Raw genomic sequence first — 18,308 nt, 5'->3', positions numbered from 1 at the left:
CGCGCGGGTGAGCTGAGCGGCGACATGGGTCATGCGTACGGACGACCTGGCTTTCCTCCGGCGGGGGCGTTTCCGGGACGGACTTTCGAGGGCGGACATCCTCGGGCATAGACTCAGGGGGGTGAGCACGAAGATCCTGCCAGAGCAAGAAACGCGTCCGAAGACGTCACACGGCGACGGCGACCACGAACGCTTCGCCCACTACGCCGACAAACACAAGATCACCGAGTCGATGGTGACGGGCACGCCGATCCGGGCCCTGTGCGGCAAAATATGGGTGCCCAGCCGCGACCCCAAGAAGTATCCGGTCTGCCCGGAATGCAAAGAGATCTACGAAGGGCTGCCGTCCGGCGGCGAGGGCGACGGCAAGGACCAGTAGCCCGGCCGACCTCAGGCGACGGCTGACTACGATGTTCAGGTGACAGTACCGAAAGCACTCGACGCCCCTCACGAGGCCCCTCGCATCTTCGGCCCCGCGTACCGCACGGCGACCCTGGGCATCCTCCTCGTTATCACGCTGGTCGCCTTCGAGGGCATGTCGGTCAGCGTCATCATGCCGCAGGTCTCCGAAGACCTGCGGGCCCTGAACCTCTACGGGGTCAGCTTCTCCGCCTTCTTCATCGCCAGCCTCTTCGCCACCGTGGTGGCCGGGCTCTGGGCCGACCGGCGGGGCTACGCGCTGCCGTTCCTGGCCGGTCTGCTGCTGTTCGTGCTCGGCATGGCGCTGGCCGGGGCCGCGACGGGCAAGGAGATGTTCCTCGTCGCCCGGGCCGTGCAGGGCCTGGGCGCCGGCCCGACGATCGTGGCGCTCTACGTCATGATCGCCCGGGTCTACCCCCAGGAGGTGCGGCCCCGGGTCTTCGCCGCGCTGTCGGCGGCGTGGGTGCTGCCGTCGATGATCGGCCCGTCCGTGGCGGGCGTCGTCGCGCAGCAGTTCAACTGGCGCTGGGTGTTCTACGGCATCATCCCGCTGGTCGTTCCCGCGCTGGTGATGCTCCTGCCCTCGCTCAGGCGGCCCGCCGACGACCACGAGCCCTCCACCGGGCCGCGCTCGCGCCCGTTCGCCATGACGGTGGCCGCCACCGCCACCGCCGCGGGCGGCGCCGCGCTGCTGTACGGGGTCGAGGAGCTGTCCCGGGCCCCGCTGACGGGCGCCCTGTGGTGCGGGGCCGGGCTGGCGGCTCTCGGGTACGGGCTGATCAGGCTGCTGCCGCCGGCCGCGCTCCGGTTCGGCCGCGGGCTGCCCACCACGGTCATGATGCGGGGGCTGTTCGCCGCCGCGTTCTTCGGCGTCAACGGCTTCATCCCGCTCGCCCTCACCGCCGTCAAGGGGTTCAGCGCCGTCTATGCCGGCATCGCGCTCACCACCGGCTCGCTCGGCTGGTCCGCGGGCTCGTACTACCAGAGCAGGCGCGAGGTCGAGCCGCACCGCAGGATCCGCACCGGCGCGGTGCTCGTGGCGGCCGGCATCGTGCTGTCCGTCGCGGCCGTCGTGCCCGGGGTGAGCGGCTGGGTCGCCGTGCCCGCCTGGATCGTCGCCGGGCTGGGCATGGGGCTGGCGATGCCCACCATCAACGTGACCGCGCTCAAGCAGTCGCCGGTCAACGAGCAGGGCGCCAACAGCGCCTCGCTCTCCGTGACCGACATGCTCGGCTCGGCGCTCGCGCTCGGCATCGGCGGCGCCGTGTCGAACGTCGTCGGCCACTCGCCCAGCCAGATCGCGGCCGGGTTCGGGGTGATCTGCGCGATGCTGGCCACGGTCGGGCTGATCACCGCGGCCCTCGCGGCCCGGGTGGCCGACCACCACACCTGATTCGTCCCTCCAGTCACACCCGCCACGGAACGCCGGACCCGGACCGCCCTGTGGTGATAGACACTCCTCCGCGCCCTGAGGGAAGCGGCTTCGCGGCCTGGTGAAGGGCGAGCCCTGCCCGCACGATCCCGATCGCCGAGCCGGGAGGATCCGATGGAGCGTGATGACCGCGTCCGGACGCGCTGGGACTCGCTGCCGCCCTCCGCGCGCATGTACGGCACTCCCGCCGACCCGGGCCCCCGGCTGCCCCGGAACAGCCTGCGGCGGGTCGCCAGACCCCTCCTGGCCGTCCTGGTCGCGGCCGGGCTGGTGGGCGTGGTCGTCCTCGCGGTGCTCCGGCTCTGGCCCTCGGGCGAGCGGACCACGCCCTTGGCCGACACCCTGGCCGGAGTGCGGCTGTCGCTGCCGACCGGCTGGCGGGAGCTCAAGGAGGCGCCCGTCACCGGGTTCACCTCGTTCGCCCGCCACGACGACGGCGGCCTGGTCATGGTCAAGCCGATGCCGGGCCCGGTGCGCGACCCGGGCGCGAGCGTCAAGGAGGCCGCCGAACGCTACGCGCGGCTCCTGCTGAAGGGCGACCGGGTGAAGGTGGTCGACGACCGGCCGGTCGGCCGGGGGCACACCAGGGCGCTGCGCGCCCAGTACGACGACGTGGTGAACCGTCCCGCGTACCTGCGTGTGACTCTTGTCACCCGCGGCGGGGGAGCGGCGCTCGTCGTCGGCCTGCTCCAGCCGGAGGAGACAGCGGCCAGGAAGGCGCTGGACGAGGTCATGGCGAGCGCCCTATAACGCCCATAGCACGCAGGCGGGCGGTTGGCCAGAATCGAGGTGCACGGCACGTCTTGTCAGTGAGCCGGTCTACCCTTGGGACACTGTGAGAAAGCGAAGCACACGAACCTCAGAGGTGATGCGGTGAGCACCTTCGCCGCATCCCACCTGTCGCCTTCCTATCCCGACCGCGCCGCCTGGGGCACCGCCCCCAAGCTGCGCGCCTGGCAGCAGGAGGCGTTCGACCTCTACTTCAGCCGTGAACCGCGCGACTTCCTCACCGTGGCGACGCCCGGCGCGGGCAAGACCACCTACGCCCTGCGCATCGCCAGCGAGCTGCTCGCCCGCGGGATCGTCCGCGCGATCACGATCGTCACGCCCACCGAGCACCTCAAGCGCCAGTGGGCCGACGCCGCAGGCCGCGTCGGCATCAGCATCGACCCCGAGTTCAAGAACAGCCAGGGCACCACCAGCCGCGATTACACCGGCATCGCCGTGACCTACGCCGCGGTCGCCATGCACCCCGCCCTCCACCGCGCCCGCACCGAGGCCCGCAAGACGCTGGTCATCTTCGACGAGATCCACCACGCGGGCGACGCCAGGTCCTGGGGCGACGGCATCAGCGAGGCGTTCGAGCCCGCCACCCGGCGGCTCCAGCTCACCGGCACCCCGTTCCGCTCGGACGACAACCCGATCCCGTTCGTCACGTACGAGGAGGACGCCGAAGGGCTCAAGCGCAGCCGCGCCGACTACTCCTACGGCTACGGCCCCGCGCTCGCCGACAACGTCGTCCGGCCGGTCATCTTCCTGGCCTACTCGGGCGAGATGCGGTGGCGCACCCGCGCCGGCGACGAGCTCGCCGCGACCCTCGGCACCCCGCTCACCAAGGACCAGCTCTCCCAGGCCTGGCGCGCCGCCCTCGACCCGAAGGGCGACTGGATCCGCCAGGTCATGCACGCCGCCGACCGCCGCCTCACCGAGGTGCGCCGCCACGTGCCCGACGCGGGCGGCCTGGTGATCGCCACCGACCACGAGACGGCCCGCGCCTACGCCCGCCACCTGCGAAGCATCGCCGGCGAGCCCGCCACCGTCGTGCTCTCCGACGACCCCGGCGCGTCCAAGAAGATCAAACAGTTCGCCGCGTCGCAGGACCGCTGGCTGGTCGCCGTCCGCATGGTCTCCGAAGGCGTCGACATCCCGCGGCTCTGCGTGGGCGTCTACGCCACCTCCACCTCCACCCCGCTCTTCTTCGCCCAGGCCGTGGGCCGCTTCGTGCGCGCCCGCAAACGCGGCGAGACCGCCTCGGTGTTCCTGCCCTCGGTGCCCACCCTGATGGGCCTGGCCAACGAGATGGAGACCGAGCGCGACCACGTCCTCAACCGGCGCCCGCCGGAAGACGGCCTCGACGACAGCCTGCTGGAGGCCGCCAACCGCAAGCAGGACACCCCCGACGTCCTCGGCGACGAGCTGCCGTTCGAGACCATGGAGACCTCGGCCACCTTCGACCGGGTGCTCTTCGACGGCGGCGAGTTCGGCACCGGCGCCGAGATCGGCTCCGCCGAGGAGGAGGACTTCATCGGCCTGCCCGGCCTGCTGGAGCCCGACCAGGTGGCCACGCTCCTGCGTAAACGCCAGTCCGAGCAGCAGGCCGCCAAGCGCAAGCAGCCCGCCGAGCCCAAGGAGACCCTGGCCCCGCACGAACGCATCGCCGAGCTGCGGCGCGAGCTCAACGGCCTGGTCGGCGCCTGGAACCACCGCACCGGCCAGCCCCACGGTGTCATCCACGCCGAGCTGCGCCGATCCTGCGGCGGGCCGCCCATCGCGCAGGCGACCGCCGAGCAGATCCAGGAACGCATCGACCTCATCCGGCGCTGGGCGACCCAGCGCCGGTAGGGCTAGCGCGGAGCGCCGCCGGTGACGGCGGCGCTCCGCGACCCTATGCGTTTGGCAACAGAGCAGTAGCCTTCCGTTAGAAAACGCGCGGGATCGGCAACACTTCCGATGGGCTGCCTTACCGGAGATCCAGAGGGACGTGCTCATGTCGCCAGAGGCCACGGGAAGGGCGATGCTCGGCGTGTCGTCCGGCCTCTTCTCCAACGCGGTCGTCATCCGGCTGAGCGGCGAGATCGACGCGTACGGGCTTCCGATGCTGCGGGAACACCTGACGCGCGTCTGGGACCTGTCGCCCACCCCGTACCTCATCCTCGACCTGCAAGCCGTCGGGTTCTGCGACTCGATGGGCATGAACGAACTGCTCGACATCATGCACCGGTGCGAGGCGCGCGAGACCCGGCTGCTGCTGGGCGGCGTGCAGGGGGTGATGGCGCGGGTGCTGTCCATCACCGGGCTGCGCAACGCCTTCGAGGTCTTCGACACCATGGACGAGGCTCTGCGTCACGCCGCAGTCCGCGGCTGACCTTCTTCCGACACCGTCTGCTCCGCGGGTAGAGATCTTTTCTTCCTGGGCGGAGGAAGGTCTCCGGGCTCTTGACTCGTACATTATCTCCGCGTTGCGAAGCCTGTACTCTACGTGACCGGCGGTGCCGCAGGGGTGCCGCGTTACCGTGGAGAGGTGCCAGAGGTGAGCCTGTATTTGCCAGAGGACGTGAAGCAGAAGGTCGCGGAGGCGGCCCGGGTGCGTGACATGTCCGAAGAGGAGTACATGCGCGAGGCCATCGAGCGGCGGGTGGGCGAAGACGTCTTCGTGCAGCACCGGCAACCCACGCTGCCGGTGTTCGAGCTGAGCAAGGAGCCGCTGACCGCGGAGCGCGTCGACGAGATCCTCAAGGAGGGCTTCGGCGAGGACGGGCGCGACTGATGCTCGTCCTCGACACCAGCGGCCTACTGGCGGCTATAGACCCCGGACAGCCGCTGCACAAGGAAGCCCGTGAAGTGCTCTTCGGCGAGCGAGGGCTGATCCTCCTGTCCCCGTACGTGCTCGCGGAGGCCGACTACATGATCCTCAAGCTCGCGGGAGCCCGCCGCGAGCTCGAGTTTCTGCGGAGTGTGGCCGACGGGTCCTACGAGATGATCTGCATGTCGCCGCTGGAAGTGCAGGGAGCGGTCGACATCGTGGAGCGGTACTCCGACATGGAGATCGGGCTGACCGACGCGTCCGTCGCACTCGTCGCCGCGCGGCATCGGACCACGCGGGTGCTGACGCTCGATCAGCGGCACTTCCGGGCGATGAAGCCGCTCTACGGCGACGCGTTCACCGTGTTGCCGGCGGACGTGAACTGACCGGCGGGGTCAGCGGACGACCGGGGCGCCGTGGAGGATGGCGCCGGCGGCTTGCAGCTCCGCCACCGCGGCGTCCGTCGTCTGCTTGGAGACCCCGGCGGTGAGGTCGAGGAGGACGCGGACGGCGAAGCCGTGCTCGACAGCGTCGAGGGCGGTGGCGCGGACGCAGTGGTCGGTGGCGATGCCGACGATGTCGATGTCGCGCACGCCGCGTTCGCGCAGCCAGTCGGCCAGCTCCACGCCGTCGCCCGACTTGCCCTCGAAGCCGCTGTAGCCCGCGTCGTGGGCGCCCTTGCTGAACACCTCGTCCACCGCCGAGGTGTCGAACGCCGGGTGGAACTCGGCGCCGGGCGAGCCGGCCACGCAGTGGGCCGGCCAGGAGGAGACGTAGTCGGGCTCGTCGGCGAAGTGGGAGCCCGGGTCGACGTGGTAGTCGCGGGTGGCCACCACGTGGTCGTAGCGGTGTTCGGCCAGGTGTTTGGTGATCTCGGCCGCAACCTCGGAGCCGCCCGCGACGGCGAGGCTGCCTCCCTCGCAGAAGTCGTTCTGCACATCGACGATGATCAGCGCCCTACCCATAGGCCCCACGATACGTCAGACGAACTCGGTGGGGATCGCCGCGTATCCACGGCCGAGGTGGAGGGCGTCCTGGGGCAGCCGGGTGATCGCCTCGGCGTGCCGGGCCCGGGCCTCGGAGAGCGGTTCGCGGCCGATGATCTCACCGTCGCGGACCAGCGCGGAGAGCAGGGGGATGCCGCCCTCGGGCGCCAGCCCGGAGGTGGTGATCAGCTCGGAGTCGTAGCGGCCCGACTCGTCCAGCAGGCGGTAGGCCTGCTTGCGCCCGCCGCGCGACGGCTTGCCCACCGACCGCTTGGCCACCGGCTCCAGCTTGCCGAGCCTGGTCTCGCGCGCCACCAGCTTGTAGACCAGCGCCGCCGTGGGCACTCCCGAGCCGGTCACCAGGGAGGTGCCGACGCCGTAGCCGTCGACCGGGGCGGCGGCCAGCGCGGCGATCGCGTACTCGTCCAGGTCGGAGGTGACCAGGATGCGGGTGTTGAAGGCGCCGAGCGCGTCGAGCTGCTCCCGGACCTCCTGGGCGGCGGCGGACAGGTCGCCGGAGTCGATGCGGACCGCGCCCAGCTTGTCGCCGGCCAGGTCGACCGCGGTGTGCACGGCCTCGGCCACGTCGTAGGTGTCGACGAGGAGGGTGGTGTCGAGGCCGAGCGAGGCGATCTGGGCCTCGAACGCCTGCCGTTCGGAGTCGTGCAGGAGCGTGAACGCGTGCGCGGCCGTGCCGGCCGTGGGGACGCCGTACAGCCGCCCGGCCTCCAGGTTGGAGGTGGAGGCGAACCCGGCGAGGTAGGCGGCGCGGGCGGCGGCCACCCCGGCCCGCTCGTGCGTGCGGCGCGAGCCCATCTCGATGAGCGGCCGCCGGCCGGCCGCGTTCACCATCCGGGAGGCGGCGGAGGCGATCGCGCAGTCGTGGTTCAGCACCGACAGGATCAGGGTCTCCAGCAGGACGGCCTCGGCGAAGGTGCTCTCCACGACCATGATGGGCGAGCCGGGGAAGTACAGCTCGCCCTCGCGGTAGCCGTAGACGTCGCCGGAGAACCGGTAGTCGGCCAGGAACGCCAGGGTCGGTTCGTCGACCACGCGATGCTCCCGCAGGAAAGCGAGTTCCGCGTCACCGAAACGGAAGTGTTCCAGCTCGTCGAGGACACGTGCCGTGCCCGCGACCACCCCGTATCTGCGTCCTCCCGGCAGGTGTCGGGCGAAGACCTCGAAGACCGCCCGCCGGTGCGCGGCCCCGCTTCTGAGGGCCGCCTGCAGCATCGTCAGCTCATAGTGATCTGTGAGCAACGCCGTGCTCATGGTCATCGTCACGCGTTCGAGACTACGGCCCACATAGGGCAGACTCATGCATGTGGGTAGCACAGCTCCAATGACCGTCGAGCGTCCTTCGCAGGACGTCCGGCCCGAGCTGCCGTGGGTGACGATCGTCTGGAACGACCCGGTCAACCTCATGTCCTACGTGACCTACGTCTTCCAGACCGTCTTCGGCTACACCCGGGAGAAGGCCGAGAAGCTGATGTTGGACGTTCACCACAAGGGCAAGGCCGTCGTGTCCAGCGGGACACGCGAGGAGATGGAGCGCGATGTGCAGATTCTCCACTCCTACGGCCTCTGGGCGACGGTCCAGCCGGATTCGGTCAAGTAAGGCGGCACTGGTGAGTTCGGGGTTCTCCGCGGGGCGGGGCGGCGCGGTCGTCGCGAGGTTCGACGCCGCCGAGGTCTCGATCCTGCGTTCGCTCGTCTCGATGGTGCTCGGGCTGGTCTCGCCAGGCGAGACCAGCGACGACCCGCTGGAGCGGGCGCTGGGCATCGGCGACGGCCGGCCGCCGTCCGATCCGGTGCTGGCGCGCCTGTTCCCGTCGGCGTACGAGGACGAGCAGGAGGCGACGGAGTTCCGCCGCTACACCGAGGCGACGCTCCGCGACGGCAAGCGCGCCGACGCCCAGACCCTGCTGGAGACCGCCGGGCCGGGCCGGGTGGAGCTCACGCCCGAGCAGGCCCAGGCGTGGCTGCGCGCGCTCAACGACGTCCGCCTCACGCTCGGCACCCGCCTGGAGGTGACCGAGGAGATCCACGCGGAGCTCGAGTCGATGTCGGAGGACGACCCGCGCTATCCCGCGTTCGTGACTTACGACTGGCTCACCTACCTGCAGGACAGCCTGGTCCGCGCGCTCTGGTAACTTCCGCAGCATGCTGACCATCTCGAGGGAACTGGCTGACAAGATCATCGCTCATGCCCGTGCCGATCATCCGGACGAGGCGTGCGGCGTGATCGCCGGGCGGAACGGCGTCCCGGAGCGGTTCATCCCGATGGAGAACGCCGAGCGCTCGCCGACCTTCTACCGTTTCGACTCGATGGAGCAGTTCCGGGTCTGGCGGGAGATGGACGAGCGCGATGAGGAGCCGGTGGTCATCTACCACTCCCACACCGCCACCGAGGCGTACCCGTCGCGCACGGACGTCTCATACGCGTCCGAGCCGAACGCCCACTACGTCCTGGTCTCGACCAGGGACGAGAACGACATCGAGTTCCGCTCGTTCCGGATCCTGGACGGGGAGATCACCGAGGAAGAGGTAAGGTTCATCCCATGATGGGCTGGCCTGTGCAGAGTTTTCTCTTCGCGCACACTCCGGCTGTCATCCTGTACGACTGTCGTCGGCCCTGATCAGGGCCTGAGCAGGAATTGCCAGACACCTGTCGGCGTTGCATGCCGATGGGGACGACGACCAGATCGAGGAGATAGACAGCGATGGCCATCGAGGTTCGCATTCCGACCATCCTGCGTAACTACACCGACGGCGCCAAGGCCGTCAGCGCCGAAGGCGCCACCCTGGACGAGCTGATCGCCAACCTGGAGTCCCGCCACCCCGGCATCAAGAACCGCCTCGTCGACGACAACGGCCTGCGCCGCTTCGTCAACGTCTACCTGAACGACGAGGACGTGCGCTTCCTCGGCGGGCTCAGCACCAAGGTCTCCGACGGCGACACGATCACCGTGCTCCCGGCCGTAGCCGGCGGGTGACATGCGGTTCGAATCGCTGACCGACTCGGTCGGCCGCACGCCGATGGTGGGGCTGCCGCGTCTTTCCCCCTCGGCCGACGTGCGCGTCTGGGCCAAGCTGGAGGACCGCAACCCCACCGGCTCCATCAAGGACCGCCCCGCGCTCTGGATGGTCGAGCAGGCCGAGAAGGACGGCCTGCTCACCCCCGGCTGCACCATCCTGGAGCCGACCAGCGGCAACACCGGCATCTCGCTCGCCATGGCGGCCAAGCTCAAGGGCTACCGCCTGGTGTGCGTCATGCCGGAGAACACCTCCGAGGAGCGCCGCCAGCTCCTGCGCATGTGGGGCGCGGAAATCATCTCCTCGCCCGCGGCGGGCGGCTCCAACGAGGCGGTACGGGTCGCCAAGGGCCTGGCCGAGACCAACCCCGACTGGATCATGCTCTACCAGTACGGCAACCCCGCCAACTGGCGCTCCCACTACGAGACGACCGGCCCGGAGATCCTCGAGGACCTGCCGACCGTGACCCACTTCGTGGCGGGCCTGGGCACCACCGGGACCCTCATGGGCGTCGGCCGGTTCCTGCGCGAGCAGGTGCCCGGCGTGCAGATCGTGGCCGCCGAGCCGCGCTACGGCGAGCTGGTCTACGGGCTGCGCAACGTGGACGAGGGCTTCATCCCCGAGCTGTACGACGAGTCGGTGCTGACCACCCGGTTCTCCGTCGGCTCGGGCGACGCGCTGCGCCGCACCCGCGAGCTGCTGGAGTCCGAGGGCATCTTCGCCGGCGTGTCCACCGGCGCGGCCCTGCACGCCGCCCTGGGCGTCGCGCGCAAGGCCGTCAAGGCGGGCGAGCGGGCCGACGTGGTGTTCGTGGTGGCCGACGGCGGCTGGAAGTACCTGTCGACGGGCGCGTACGAAGGAACCCTCGAAGAGGCGGAGGAGCGGCTCGAAGGCCAGCTCTGGGCCTGATCTCGGACGTGAGAAAGGGGCGGCCACCCGGCCGCCCCTTTTCCGTGTTCGTCAGTTGAACAGCACGCGCACCGAGAACGTCACTTCGGTGTCGGTGTGCTTGCCGCTGATGCCGACGGCGCGCAGCACCTCCGTGTTCGCCTTCTCGTCGCCCTGCATGTTCGGCAGGTAGAGATGCTCCACCTTGTCCAGGTCCACGAACAGGCCGTAGGTGGCCGCGCCCGCGTCCGGGATGGCGGTCTGGAAGGTCTCGCTCTCGCCGAGGGTGCCCTCCGCCGCCAGCTGCTTGGCGTACTCGTCGGTCGAGGCCAGGGTGAACACCCCGTCACCGGCGACCTTGCCGATCGGGAGCTGCTGGCCCTGGGCGGCCATGCGCTGCTGCACCCGGTCCACGATGGCCTGGACCTGGGCGGGGTCGCCGGCGATCCGCACCCCGGCCTTGAACTGCTGGGTGTCCAGGCCCTCGCTGTCGAGGACGACGGTGAGGTTCCGGCCCACCAGCGTGGCGATGTCGTTCGGGATCGCGAGCCCGAGCTGGCTCTGCGCCTGCCGCAGGAAGTTCTGGAACTCCGGGTTCGATCCGGCCGACTTCTCGATCTCGGCCCACTGCCGGCTGATCATCTTGTCCAGGCCGGAGATCGTGAACGCGCCCGCGGTGGAGGCGGGCAGCGCGGCCAGGTCCGCCGTGGCCAGGTCTTCGCCGCCGGTCAGGCCGCTGGCGCCGCGCAGCACCCCGGCGACCTCCACGTACGAGCCGTCGAAGCGGAGCGCGCCGATGAACCGGGCGTTCTTGATCTGCTCGAACGCCTGCTGCTGGTCGGGCTTGATCGCGCCGGGCGCCACCTCGGCGAGCTTGCCCGCGTCCGTCCAGAACGACAGCACCCCCTGCTCGCCGAAGGCGCGCAGGTCGTCGCTGAAGTTCGCGTCGGAGGCGAGCGTCGTCTCCGCGGCGGCGAACTTGTCGGCGAGCTCCTGGTTCTTGGCGAAGAGGGCGTAGTCCTCGCGGAAGGCCAGGCCGTACTCGCCGTCGCCCATCATCTTGGCGATGCCGGTCTTGGCCGTCTCCACGTCCTTGACCTGGACCGCCACCACGGCCTCGGGCTCGTCGCCGCCGGGCACCATGCCGACACCGATCCGGCTCCCGAGCCACGGATCGACGTCCTGGGCGTAGTCGACGTCCTTGAGGTCGCTCTGGTTCTCCTTCAGCCAGTCGAAGAGCGCCTTGCGCGGGTCGTCGCCCTGGAAGGTGTCCCGGGTGGCGGAGAACTTCTGCGCGATCTGGAACAGGGCCAGCTTCTGGTTAGCCGCCGGGTCGAGGTCGAGGCGGGCGTAGGCGACGGTGTCGGCGGGCAGCACGTCGTGCGGCTGGGTGCCGCCGCCGCCCAGGTACGAGGCGACCGCCCAGGCGCCGCCGCCGAGGAGGATCACGGAGAGCGCCGCCGCGACGGCGACGATCCAGCCCTTGCGGCTCTTCTGCGGGCCCTGGGGGCCCTGGTTCTGCCAGCCGAGCTGTTCCTGCGAGCCGTAGCCCTGCTGGGGGTAGCCCTGCTGCGGGTAAGCCTGCTGCTGGCCGTAGCCCGGCTGCCCGTAGGGGGGCTGCTGGCCGTACTGCGGCTGCTGTCCGTAGGGGGCCTGCTGTGCCTGCTGCCCGTAGGGGGCCTGCTGCCCGTACTGGGCCTCCTGGCCGTACTGGGGCTGCTGGCCGTACTGGGCCTCCTGCCCGTACTGGGGTTGCTGGCCGTATGCCGGTTGCTGCCCGTACTGCGGCTGCTGACCGTACTGCGGCTGGCCCTGCTGCGGCTGGCTGTAGGGGGCCTGCTGCTGGTACGGCTGCTGCGGGGGATACGGCTGCCCGTGCGACATCGGTGTCGGCGGTGGGTTCTCGGGCTGCGGCTCCTGATTCCACCGGTACGCCGTCGTCCGGTCAGGATCCTGCCCCGGTGGGGGATTATTCGCAGACATCACTCAACTCACAGTGTGGACATTTCAAACCAGAGAGAACGTAGCTGATGTTGCTAGACCCGCGCTTGCAATGCGCTGAAGAGTGAACCCCGCCCCGATTCGCGCCATCTCATGTCGTAAAGTAGTGACCTACTAGAACATAGTTCCGTAGTTGAGGCAGGGCGGATGACCAAGTTCGACGAGGCCACGCAGGCGATCCGGGTCGACGAGACGACCTACGACGTCTGCCTCGACCCCGGCTACCAGATCGGCGGCCCCCTCAACGGCGGTTACCTGATGGCCGTGCTCCTGCGGGCGGTGGTCGACGACTCGCCGTTCGCGCACCCGGTCAGCACCGCCGCCCAGTTCCTCAAGGCCCCCGTGCCCGGGCCCGCCACCGTACACCTCGATCGCATCAAGACCGGCAAGACGGCCGCGTTCACCCGCGCCACCCTCGTCCAGGACGGCGTCCCGCAGATCGAGACCCTCGTCACCACCGCCACGCTGACGAACGCCGAGCCGGTCTACGCCGACGGGCCCGCGCACCCCATGCCGCCGCTGGAGGAGTGCGTCAAGCTGCCCGACCCCAAGCCCGAGTCGAACATGAACATGAACGCCCAGGTGGACCTCGTGTTCGACCCCCCGACCCTCGGCTGGTTCACCGGCGAGCCCACCGGCAGGCCCGAGACGCGCGCCTACTTCCGGATGGCCGAGCCGCAGGACCCCGACCCGTACGTGCTGGCCGTGGCCGTGGACGCGCTGCCGCCCGTGGTGTTCTCCGCCGGCCAGCGAGGCTGGGCGCCGACCGTCGAGCTCACCTGGCACATGCGCGCCATGCCCGCCCCCGGCTGGCTCACCGTCATCGCGAGCGGCCGGCTCATCGCCGACGGCTGGTTCGACGAGGACGCCGAGGTGTGGGACTCGCAGGGCCGCCTGGTCGCCCAGTCGCGTCAGATCGCACGGGTGGGGCGCGGGTGACACGCGCGCTGTGAGCATTCTTACGCAGTGAAGACTGCGCAGGTCGCCTACGCTCTGAAGCGTGCCGGACGCGAGTATAGGGATCTTCGACAGCGGGGTGGGCGGCCTGACGGTCGCCCGGGCGATCATCGATCAGCTGCCGCACGAGTCCATCACGTACGTGGCGGACACGGCCCGCCAGCCGTACGGGCCGAAACGCATCGCCGAGGTGCGCGCCTACGCGCTGGAGGTGATGGACCACCTCGTCGCCGACGGCGTCAAGATGCTCGTGATCGCCTGCAACAGCGCCAGCGCCGCCGTGCTGCGCGACGCCCGCGAGCGCTACGACGTGCCCGTCGTCGAGGTGATCCAGCCCGCCACCCGGCGGGCGGTGCGCGCCACGCGTAACGGCAGGGTCGGCGTGATCGCCACCCGGGCCACGATCGAGTCGATGGCCTACCACGACGCCTTCACCGCCGCCCCCGACGTCCGGCTCACCGGCGTGGCCGCCCCACGCCTGGTCGAGTACGTCGAGCGCGGCGAGACGATGAGCAGCGAGCTCATCGAGGCCGTCCGCGGCTACCTGGCGCCCGTCCAGGAGGCCGGATGCGACACGCTCATCCTCGGCTGCACCCACTATCCGCTGCTCACCGGCGCCATCTCCTACGTCGCCGGCGACGGCGTCACGCTGGTGTCCAGCGCGGACGAGACGGCCAAGGACGTCTACCGCATCCTCCACGACCGCGGCCTGGCGGCCGGCGGCGAGGCCACCCCCCGGCACCGCTTCCGCGCCACCGGCGACTCCACGCTCTTCGCCCGGCTCGGACGCCGCTTCCTGGGTCCGGAGATCGACGCGGTCGAAGTCGCTCCAGTGGGGGGTACCACCGTCATGGGAGGCCCGCATGAAAGTGACCATCATCGGCTGTTCGGGAAGCTTTCCCGGCCCTGACAGCCCCGCTTCCTGCTACCTCGTCGAGGCGGAGGGCTTCCGGCTGCTGCTCGACTTCGGCAGCGGCTCCCTGGGCGTGCTCCAGCGCTTCATCGGCCTGTACGACGTCGACGCGATCTTCCTGTCCCACCTGCACGCCGATCACTGCCTCGACCTGTGCGGCTACCACGTGGCCCGCACCTACGGCCCCGCCGCCCCGTACCCGCGGGTCCCCGTCCACGCGCCCGCCGACGCCCCGCGCCGGCTCGCCGCCGCCTACGGCATGCCCGAGGAGCCCGGGCTGGAGACCGCCTTCGCGTTCGCCCGGCTCGCGCCCGGCACCATCGAGGCGGGCCCGTTCCGGGTGACCTCCGCGCTGGTCAACCACCCCGTGGAGGCGTACGGGTTCCGCGTCGAGTACGGCGGCCGGAGCGTCACCTACTCCGGCGACACCGGCGAATGCCCCGAACTGGTCAAGCTGGCCGAGAACACCGACCTGCTGCTCTGCGAGGCGTCCCTGCTGCACAGGCCCGACCTGCCCGTCGGGCTCCACCTGTCCGGCAAGCAGGCGGCCGAGCACGCCGCCGAGGCCGGGGCCGCCCGGCTCGTCCTCACCCACCTCGTCCCCTGGAACGACGAGGCCGACGTGCTCGACGACGCCACCAGGGGCGGCTTCACCGGGCCCGTCGAACTGGCCCGCAGCGGCGCCGCCTACACCCTGGCGTGAGCCCCGCGGACGCGGGGATAGGGTGATCTGCATGTCGCGACAGGATGGCCGTAACCCCGACCAGCTCCGCCCCGTCACCATCACCAGAAACTGGCTCGCTCACGCGGAGGGGTCCGTCCTGGTGGAGTTCGGCCAGACGAAGGTGCTGTGCGCCGCGTCGGTCCAGGACAGCGTGCCGCGCTGGCGGCGCGGCAGCGGCGAGGGCTGGGTCACCGGCGAGTACGCGATGCTCCCGCGCGCCACCAACACCCGCAACGACCGCGAGTCCGTACGCGGCAAGATCGGCGGGCGCACCCACGAGATCTCCCGGCTGATCGGCCGCTCCCTGCGCGCCTGCGTCGACTACAAGGCCCTCGGCGAGAACTCGATCCTGCTCGACTGCGACGTCCTCCAGGCCGACGGCGGCACCCGCACCGCCGCCATCACCGGCGCCTACGTCGCGCTCGCCGACGCCGTCGCCTGGATGAAGGAGCGCAAGATGTGCCCCGGCGACCCGCTCATCGGCTCGGTGTCGGCCGTCTCCGTGGGCGTCGTCGGCACGGTGCCGATGCTCGACCTCTGCTACGTCGAGGACGTCGCCGCCGAAACCGACATGAACGTCGTCATGACCGGCGAGGGCACCTTCGTCGAGGTGCAAGGCACCGCCGAGGGCGCGCCCTTCGACCGCGAGAAGCTCGACCGGCTGCTCGACCTCGCCGTCGCCGGGTGCGAGGAGCTCACGCTCATCCAGCAGGAGGCGCTGTCGGCATGAGGATCCTGCTCGCCACCCGCAACCCCGGCAAGATCGCTGAGCTGCGGCGCATCCTCACCGGGTTCGACGTCGTGGGGCTGGAGGAGTTCCCCGCCATCGGCGACGTGGCCGAGACCGGCGTCACCTTCGAGGAGAACGCGCTGCTCAAGGCCCGCGAGGTGGCCAGGCAGTCCGGGCTGCCCGCGGTGGCCGACGACTCCGGGCTCTGCGTCGACGTGCTCAACGGCATGCCCGGGGTGTTCTCCGCGCGCTGGTCCGGCAAGCACGGCGACGACCGGGCCAACCTCGACCTGCTGCTCGCCCAGGTGTCCGACGTGCCCGACGACCGGCTCACCGCCCACTTCACCTGCGTGGCCGCGCTCGCGCTGCCGTCAGGGGAGTCCAGGGTCGCCGAGGGCGTGCTCGCCGGGCGGCTGGTGCGGACGCCGCGCGGGTCCGGCGGTTTCGGCTACGACCCCATCTTCGTGCCCGACGGCGAGACCCGTACCACCGCCGAGCTGACGGCCGAGGAGAAGGACGCGATCAGCCATCGCGGCCGCGCCTTCCGCGCCCTCGCCCCCGTCGTCCGCGAGCTGCTGTAACCTCCGCGAGCCCTTCCGGTCGGAGGCGTCTGCGAGGTGCTGTAACCCCAGCCCGCACCTTTCCGTCCGGAGGTCTCCGCGGGCTGGTGTGGCCCTCGCGCGCGCCTTCTGGGCCGGAGGCGTAGCGTCGGTGGTGTGCACAGTGACTCGGCCGCGCCCGTCTGGGCGGGCGCGCTGGCAGGCATCGTCGCGGGCGGCGTGGCGCTCGGCGTCGCGCAGCTCGGCGCGGGGCTGGTACGGGCGGAGGCGTTCCCGGTCGTGGCCGTGGGCGACTGGGTGGTCGACCTCTCGCCGGCGCCGCTGAAGGACTTCGCCATCCGGACGTTCGGCGAGAACGACAAGAACGTCCTCATCGGGGGCGTGCTCGTGCTGCTCGCCCTGGCCGCGGCCCTGATCGGGGTGGCGGCCCGGCGTCGTCCCGGGTACGGGGCCGCGGGGCTGGCGGCGTTCGGCGTGGTGGGACTGGTCGCGGTGCTCACCAGGCCGGGCGCGGTGGTGTTCGACGCGCTGCCGACCCTGGTAGGGGTGGCCGCGGGCGTCTGGACTCTGACCTGGCTCCTCCGCCGCGCCACTCCCGGATGGGTGGGTGGTGGCTCGCCCGCGTCCGGAACCCTTCCCGGCCCGGAGCCCCGAGGTTCTGCTCCGGCGGACGGCGGCTCGCCCGCGTCCGCTTCTCAGGAGGACGCTTCCGGAGGCCGCCCGGGTTCTCATGATCTCGGGGGTGTGGAGCGGCCCGCCGTCATGCGGGCTCCCGGGGTGTCGTACGTGTTCGACCGGCGGCGGCTGCTCACCGGGGCGGCCGGGGGAGTGGTGGCCGCCGGGGCCGCGACCTTCCTGGGCCGTTCGCTCAGCGGGGCGCGCACGGTCGGCGCGGCGAGAACCGGCATCAAGCTGCCCGCCCCGGCCGAACCGGTGCCGCCCCTTCCTGCCGGGGCCGACCTGAAGATCCCCGGGCTGTCCCCGTTCGTCACCCCGAACGCCGACTTCTACCGGGTGGACACCGCGCTCATCGTCCCCCAAGTGGACCCGCGGGCCTGGACCCTGCGCGTGCACGGCCTCGTCGGCCGCCCGATCGAGATCACGTACGACGACCTGCTCAGACGCCCGCTCATCGAGGCGGACATCACCCTCGCCTGCGTCTCCAACGACGTCGGCGGGCCGTACGTGGGCAACGCCCGGTGGCTCGGCGCGCGGATGGCGGACCTGCTGCGCGAGGCGGGCGTCCGTCCCGAGGCCGACATGCTGCTGTCCACGTCCCAGGACGGTTTCACCTGCGGCACCCCGGTGGACGTGGTCATGGACGGGCGGGACGCGCTGTTCGCCGTCGCGATGAACGGGGAGCCGCTCCCGGTGGACCACGGCTTCCCGGTGCGGCAGGTGGTGCCCGGTCTGTACGGGTACGTCTCGGCCACCAAGTGGGTGGTGGACATCAAGGTGACCAGGTTCGACACCGATCAGGCGTACTGGACGCCGCGCGGCTGGGCGGCCCGCGGGCCGATCAAGACGCAGTCCCGGATCGACGTCCCCAGGGCGGGGGCCACGCTGCCGGTGGGCCGCACCACGATCGCGGGCGTCGCCTGGGCGCAGCACACCGGCGTCGACGCGGTGGAGGTGCGGGTCGACCGGGGCGTGTGGCGGGAGGCCCGGCTCGCGCAGGTGCCCGGCCCGGACACCTGGCGGCAGTGGGCGCTCGACTGGGACGCCACGCCGGGCGACCACACGATCGAGGTACGGGCGACGGACGCGGCCGGGCGCACCCAGACCGCGCAGCGCACCCCGGTGGCCCCGGACGGCGCCTCGGGGTGGCACACGATCGACGTCCACGTGGGCTGACGCATCGCCCGTATATGAGGGCATTTGTGCTGGTAGACAGCCCGTACGAGCCGAGAATCTTCCCGGCTTTCGCCCCTCCGCCGCGGTCGCCGCCCCTACGATCGGTCGTCGAGCACTGACAGGAGGCAGGACGTGTCCCGCGACCGCAAATCCAGCGTCCGGTGGGTCCTACCCGAGGGGCAGTACAACCCCGTTGTCGCCGACGGGGTGCGGTGGCTCGACTA

General features: G+C 71.0%; 21 protein-coding genes. 18 read left to right on the top strand and 3 right to left on the bottom strand.

The window, feature by feature from the left end; translation table 11 throughout:
* Positions 1-121 precede the first annotated feature (121 nt).
* The 7 genes from AB0J42_RS15290 to AB0J42_RS15260 all read left to right on the top strand — a co-directional run bounded on the left by AB0J42_RS15290 (position 122) and on the right by AB0J42_RS15260 (position 5,821).
* Positions 122-379 (top strand): DUF3039 domain-containing protein, encoded by a 258-nt coding sequence (locus AB0J42_RS15290; protein ID WP_364293871.1) that lies wholly within the window; start codon positions 122-124, stop codon positions 377-379.
* Between the two features lie 39 nt (positions 380-418).
* A complete protein-coding gene (locus tag AB0J42_RS15285; protein WP_364293868.1) occupies positions 419-1,813 on the top strand; it encodes an MFS transporter in 1,395 nt (464 codons plus the stop codon).
* Between the two features lie 153 nt (positions 1,814-1,966).
* Positions 1,967-2,602 (top strand): hypothetical protein, encoded by a 636-nt coding sequence (locus AB0J42_RS15280; RefSeq protein WP_364293865.1) that lies wholly within the window; start codon positions 1,967-1,969, stop codon positions 2,600-2,602.
* Positions 2,603-2,725: 123 nt separating this feature from the next.
* Positions 2,726-4,474, top strand: a complete 1,749-nt coding sequence (locus AB0J42_RS15275) for a DEAD/DEAH box helicase (RefSeq protein ID WP_364293862.1) — start codon at positions 2,726-2,728, stop codon at positions 4,472-4,474.
* A 145-nt stretch (positions 4,475-4,619) separates the two neighbouring features.
* Positions 4,620-4,997 carry an STAS domain-containing protein gene (locus AB0J42_RS15270; RefSeq protein ID WP_364293859.1) on the top strand — a complete coding sequence of 126 codons (378 nt, stop codon included), beginning with the start codon at positions 4,620-4,622 and terminating at the stop codon, positions 4,995-4,997.
* Positions 4,998-5,162: 165 nt separating this feature from the next.
* A complete protein-coding gene (locus AB0J42_RS15265; RefSeq protein ID WP_364293856.1) occupies positions 5,163-5,399 on the top strand; it encodes a CopG family transcriptional regulator in 237 nt (78 codons plus the stop codon).
* Positions 5,399-5,821: a VapC toxin family PIN domain ribonuclease gene (locus AB0J42_RS15260; protein ID WP_364293853.1), complete on the top strand. Its 423-nt coding sequence runs from the start codon at positions 5,399-5,401 to the stop codon at positions 5,819-5,821. The genes AB0J42_RS15265 and AB0J42_RS15260 overlap by 1 nt, the downstream gene beginning before the upstream one ends.
* A gap of 9 nt (positions 5,822-5,830) precedes the next feature.
* Here AB0J42_RS15260 and AB0J42_RS15255 read toward each other — a convergent pair whose 3' ends face one another.
* Together AB0J42_RS15255 and AB0J42_RS15250 are read right to left on the bottom strand one after the other, a co-directional pair.
* Entirely contained in the window at positions 5,831-6,400 is a 570-nt protein-coding gene (locus tag AB0J42_RS15255; protein WP_364293850.1) for a nicotinamidase, read from the bottom strand.
* Between the two features lie 15 nt (positions 6,401-6,415).
* The gene (locus AB0J42_RS15250; RefSeq protein WP_364293847.1) at positions 6,416-7,705 is read right to left on the bottom strand and encodes a nicotinate phosphoribosyltransferase; all 1,290 of its coding nucleotides are present in this window, start codon (positions 7,703-7,705) and stop codon (positions 6,416-6,418) included.
* Between the two features lie 40 nt (positions 7,706-7,745).
* Here AB0J42_RS15250 and clpS point away from each other — a divergent pair, with 40 nt between their 5' ends.
* From clpS to AB0J42_RS15225, 5 genes are all read left to right on the top strand, one after another.
* Complete coding sequence (gene clpS, locus AB0J42_RS15245) at positions 7,746-8,039, top strand: ATP-dependent Clp protease adapter ClpS (RefSeq protein WP_364293844.1); 294 nt, start codon at positions 7,746-7,748, stop codon at positions 8,037-8,039.
* A 10-nt stretch (positions 8,040-8,049) separates the two neighbouring features.
* Positions 8,050-8,574 carry a DUF2017 domain-containing protein gene (locus AB0J42_RS15240; RefSeq protein ID WP_364293841.1) on the top strand — a complete coding sequence of 175 codons (525 nt, stop codon included), beginning with the start codon at positions 8,050-8,052 and terminating at the stop codon, positions 8,572-8,574.
* 10 nt (positions 8,575-8,584) lie between these two features.
* Positions 8,585-8,986, top strand: a complete 402-nt coding sequence (locus AB0J42_RS15235; RefSeq protein ID WP_364293838.1) for a M67 family metallopeptidase — start codon at positions 8,585-8,587, stop codon at positions 8,984-8,986.
* 158 nt (positions 8,987-9,144) lie between these two features.
* Positions 9,145-9,417, top strand: coding sequence for a MoaD/ThiS family protein (locus AB0J42_RS15230; protein ID WP_364293835.1), 273 nt, complete (start codon positions 9,145-9,147; stop codon positions 9,415-9,417).
* A 1-nt stretch (position 9,418) separates the two neighbouring features.
* Positions 9,419-10,366, top strand: a complete 948-nt coding sequence (locus tag AB0J42_RS15225; protein WP_364293832.1) for a cysteine synthase — start codon at positions 9,419-9,421, stop codon at positions 10,364-10,366.
* A gap of 51 nt (positions 10,367-10,417) precedes the next feature.
* Here AB0J42_RS15225 and AB0J42_RS15220 read toward each other — a convergent pair whose 3' ends face one another.
* Positions 10,418-12,229 (bottom strand): DUF3352 domain-containing protein, encoded by a 1,812-nt coding sequence (locus AB0J42_RS15220; protein ID WP_364293829.1) that lies wholly within the window; start codon positions 12,227-12,229, stop codon positions 10,418-10,420.
* Positions 12,230-12,493: 264 nt separating this feature from the next.
* Between AB0J42_RS15220 and AB0J42_RS15215 the strand changes: the two genes are divergently transcribed.
* The 6 genes from AB0J42_RS15215 (at position 12,494) to AB0J42_RS15190 (ending at position 18,084) form a co-directional block, all read left to right on the top strand.
* Positions 12,494-13,285 (top strand): thioesterase family protein, encoded by a 792-nt coding sequence (locus AB0J42_RS15215; protein ID WP_364293826.1) that lies wholly within the window; start codon positions 12,494-12,496, stop codon positions 13,283-13,285.
* A gap of 61 nt (positions 13,286-13,346) precedes the next feature.
* Positions 13,347-14,213 (top strand): glutamate racemase, encoded by an 867-nt coding sequence (gene murI / locus AB0J42_RS15210; protein ID WP_364293823.1) that lies wholly within the window; start codon positions 13,347-13,349, stop codon positions 14,211-14,213.
* Positions 14,167-14,919, top strand: coding sequence for an MBL fold metallo-hydrolase (locus AB0J42_RS15205; protein WP_364293820.1), 753 nt, complete (start codon positions 14,167-14,169; stop codon positions 14,917-14,919). The genes murI and AB0J42_RS15205 overlap by 47 nt, the downstream gene beginning before the upstream one ends.
* A gap of 31 nt (positions 14,920-14,950) precedes the next feature.
* Positions 14,951-15,670 (top strand): ribonuclease PH, encoded by a 720-nt coding sequence (gene rph / locus AB0J42_RS15200; protein WP_364293817.1) that lies wholly within the window; start codon positions 14,951-14,953, stop codon positions 15,668-15,670.
* Complete coding sequence (rdgB, locus tag AB0J42_RS15195; RefSeq protein WP_364293814.1) at positions 15,667-16,251, top strand: RdgB/HAM1 family non-canonical purine NTP pyrophosphatase; 585 nt, start codon at positions 15,667-15,669, stop codon at positions 16,249-16,251. The genes rph and rdgB overlap by 4 nt, the downstream gene beginning before the upstream one ends.
* Positions 16,252-16,386: 135 nt before the next feature.
* Positions 16,387-18,084 (top strand): molybdopterin-dependent oxidoreductase, encoded by a 1,698-nt coding sequence (locus tag AB0J42_RS15190; RefSeq protein WP_364293811.1) that lies wholly within the window; start codon positions 16,387-16,389, stop codon positions 18,082-18,084.
* Positions 18,085-18,308 lie beyond the last annotated feature (224 nt).

This window comes from Nonomuraea sp. NPDC049649, assembly GCF_040675175.1.
Taxonomy (GTDB): Bacteria; Actinomycetota; Actinomycetes; order Streptosporangiales; family Streptosporangiaceae; genus Nonomuraea.
The sequence above is the reverse complement of the archived record's forward strand: the minus strand, read 5'-3'. Positions and strand labels throughout refer to the sequence as shown.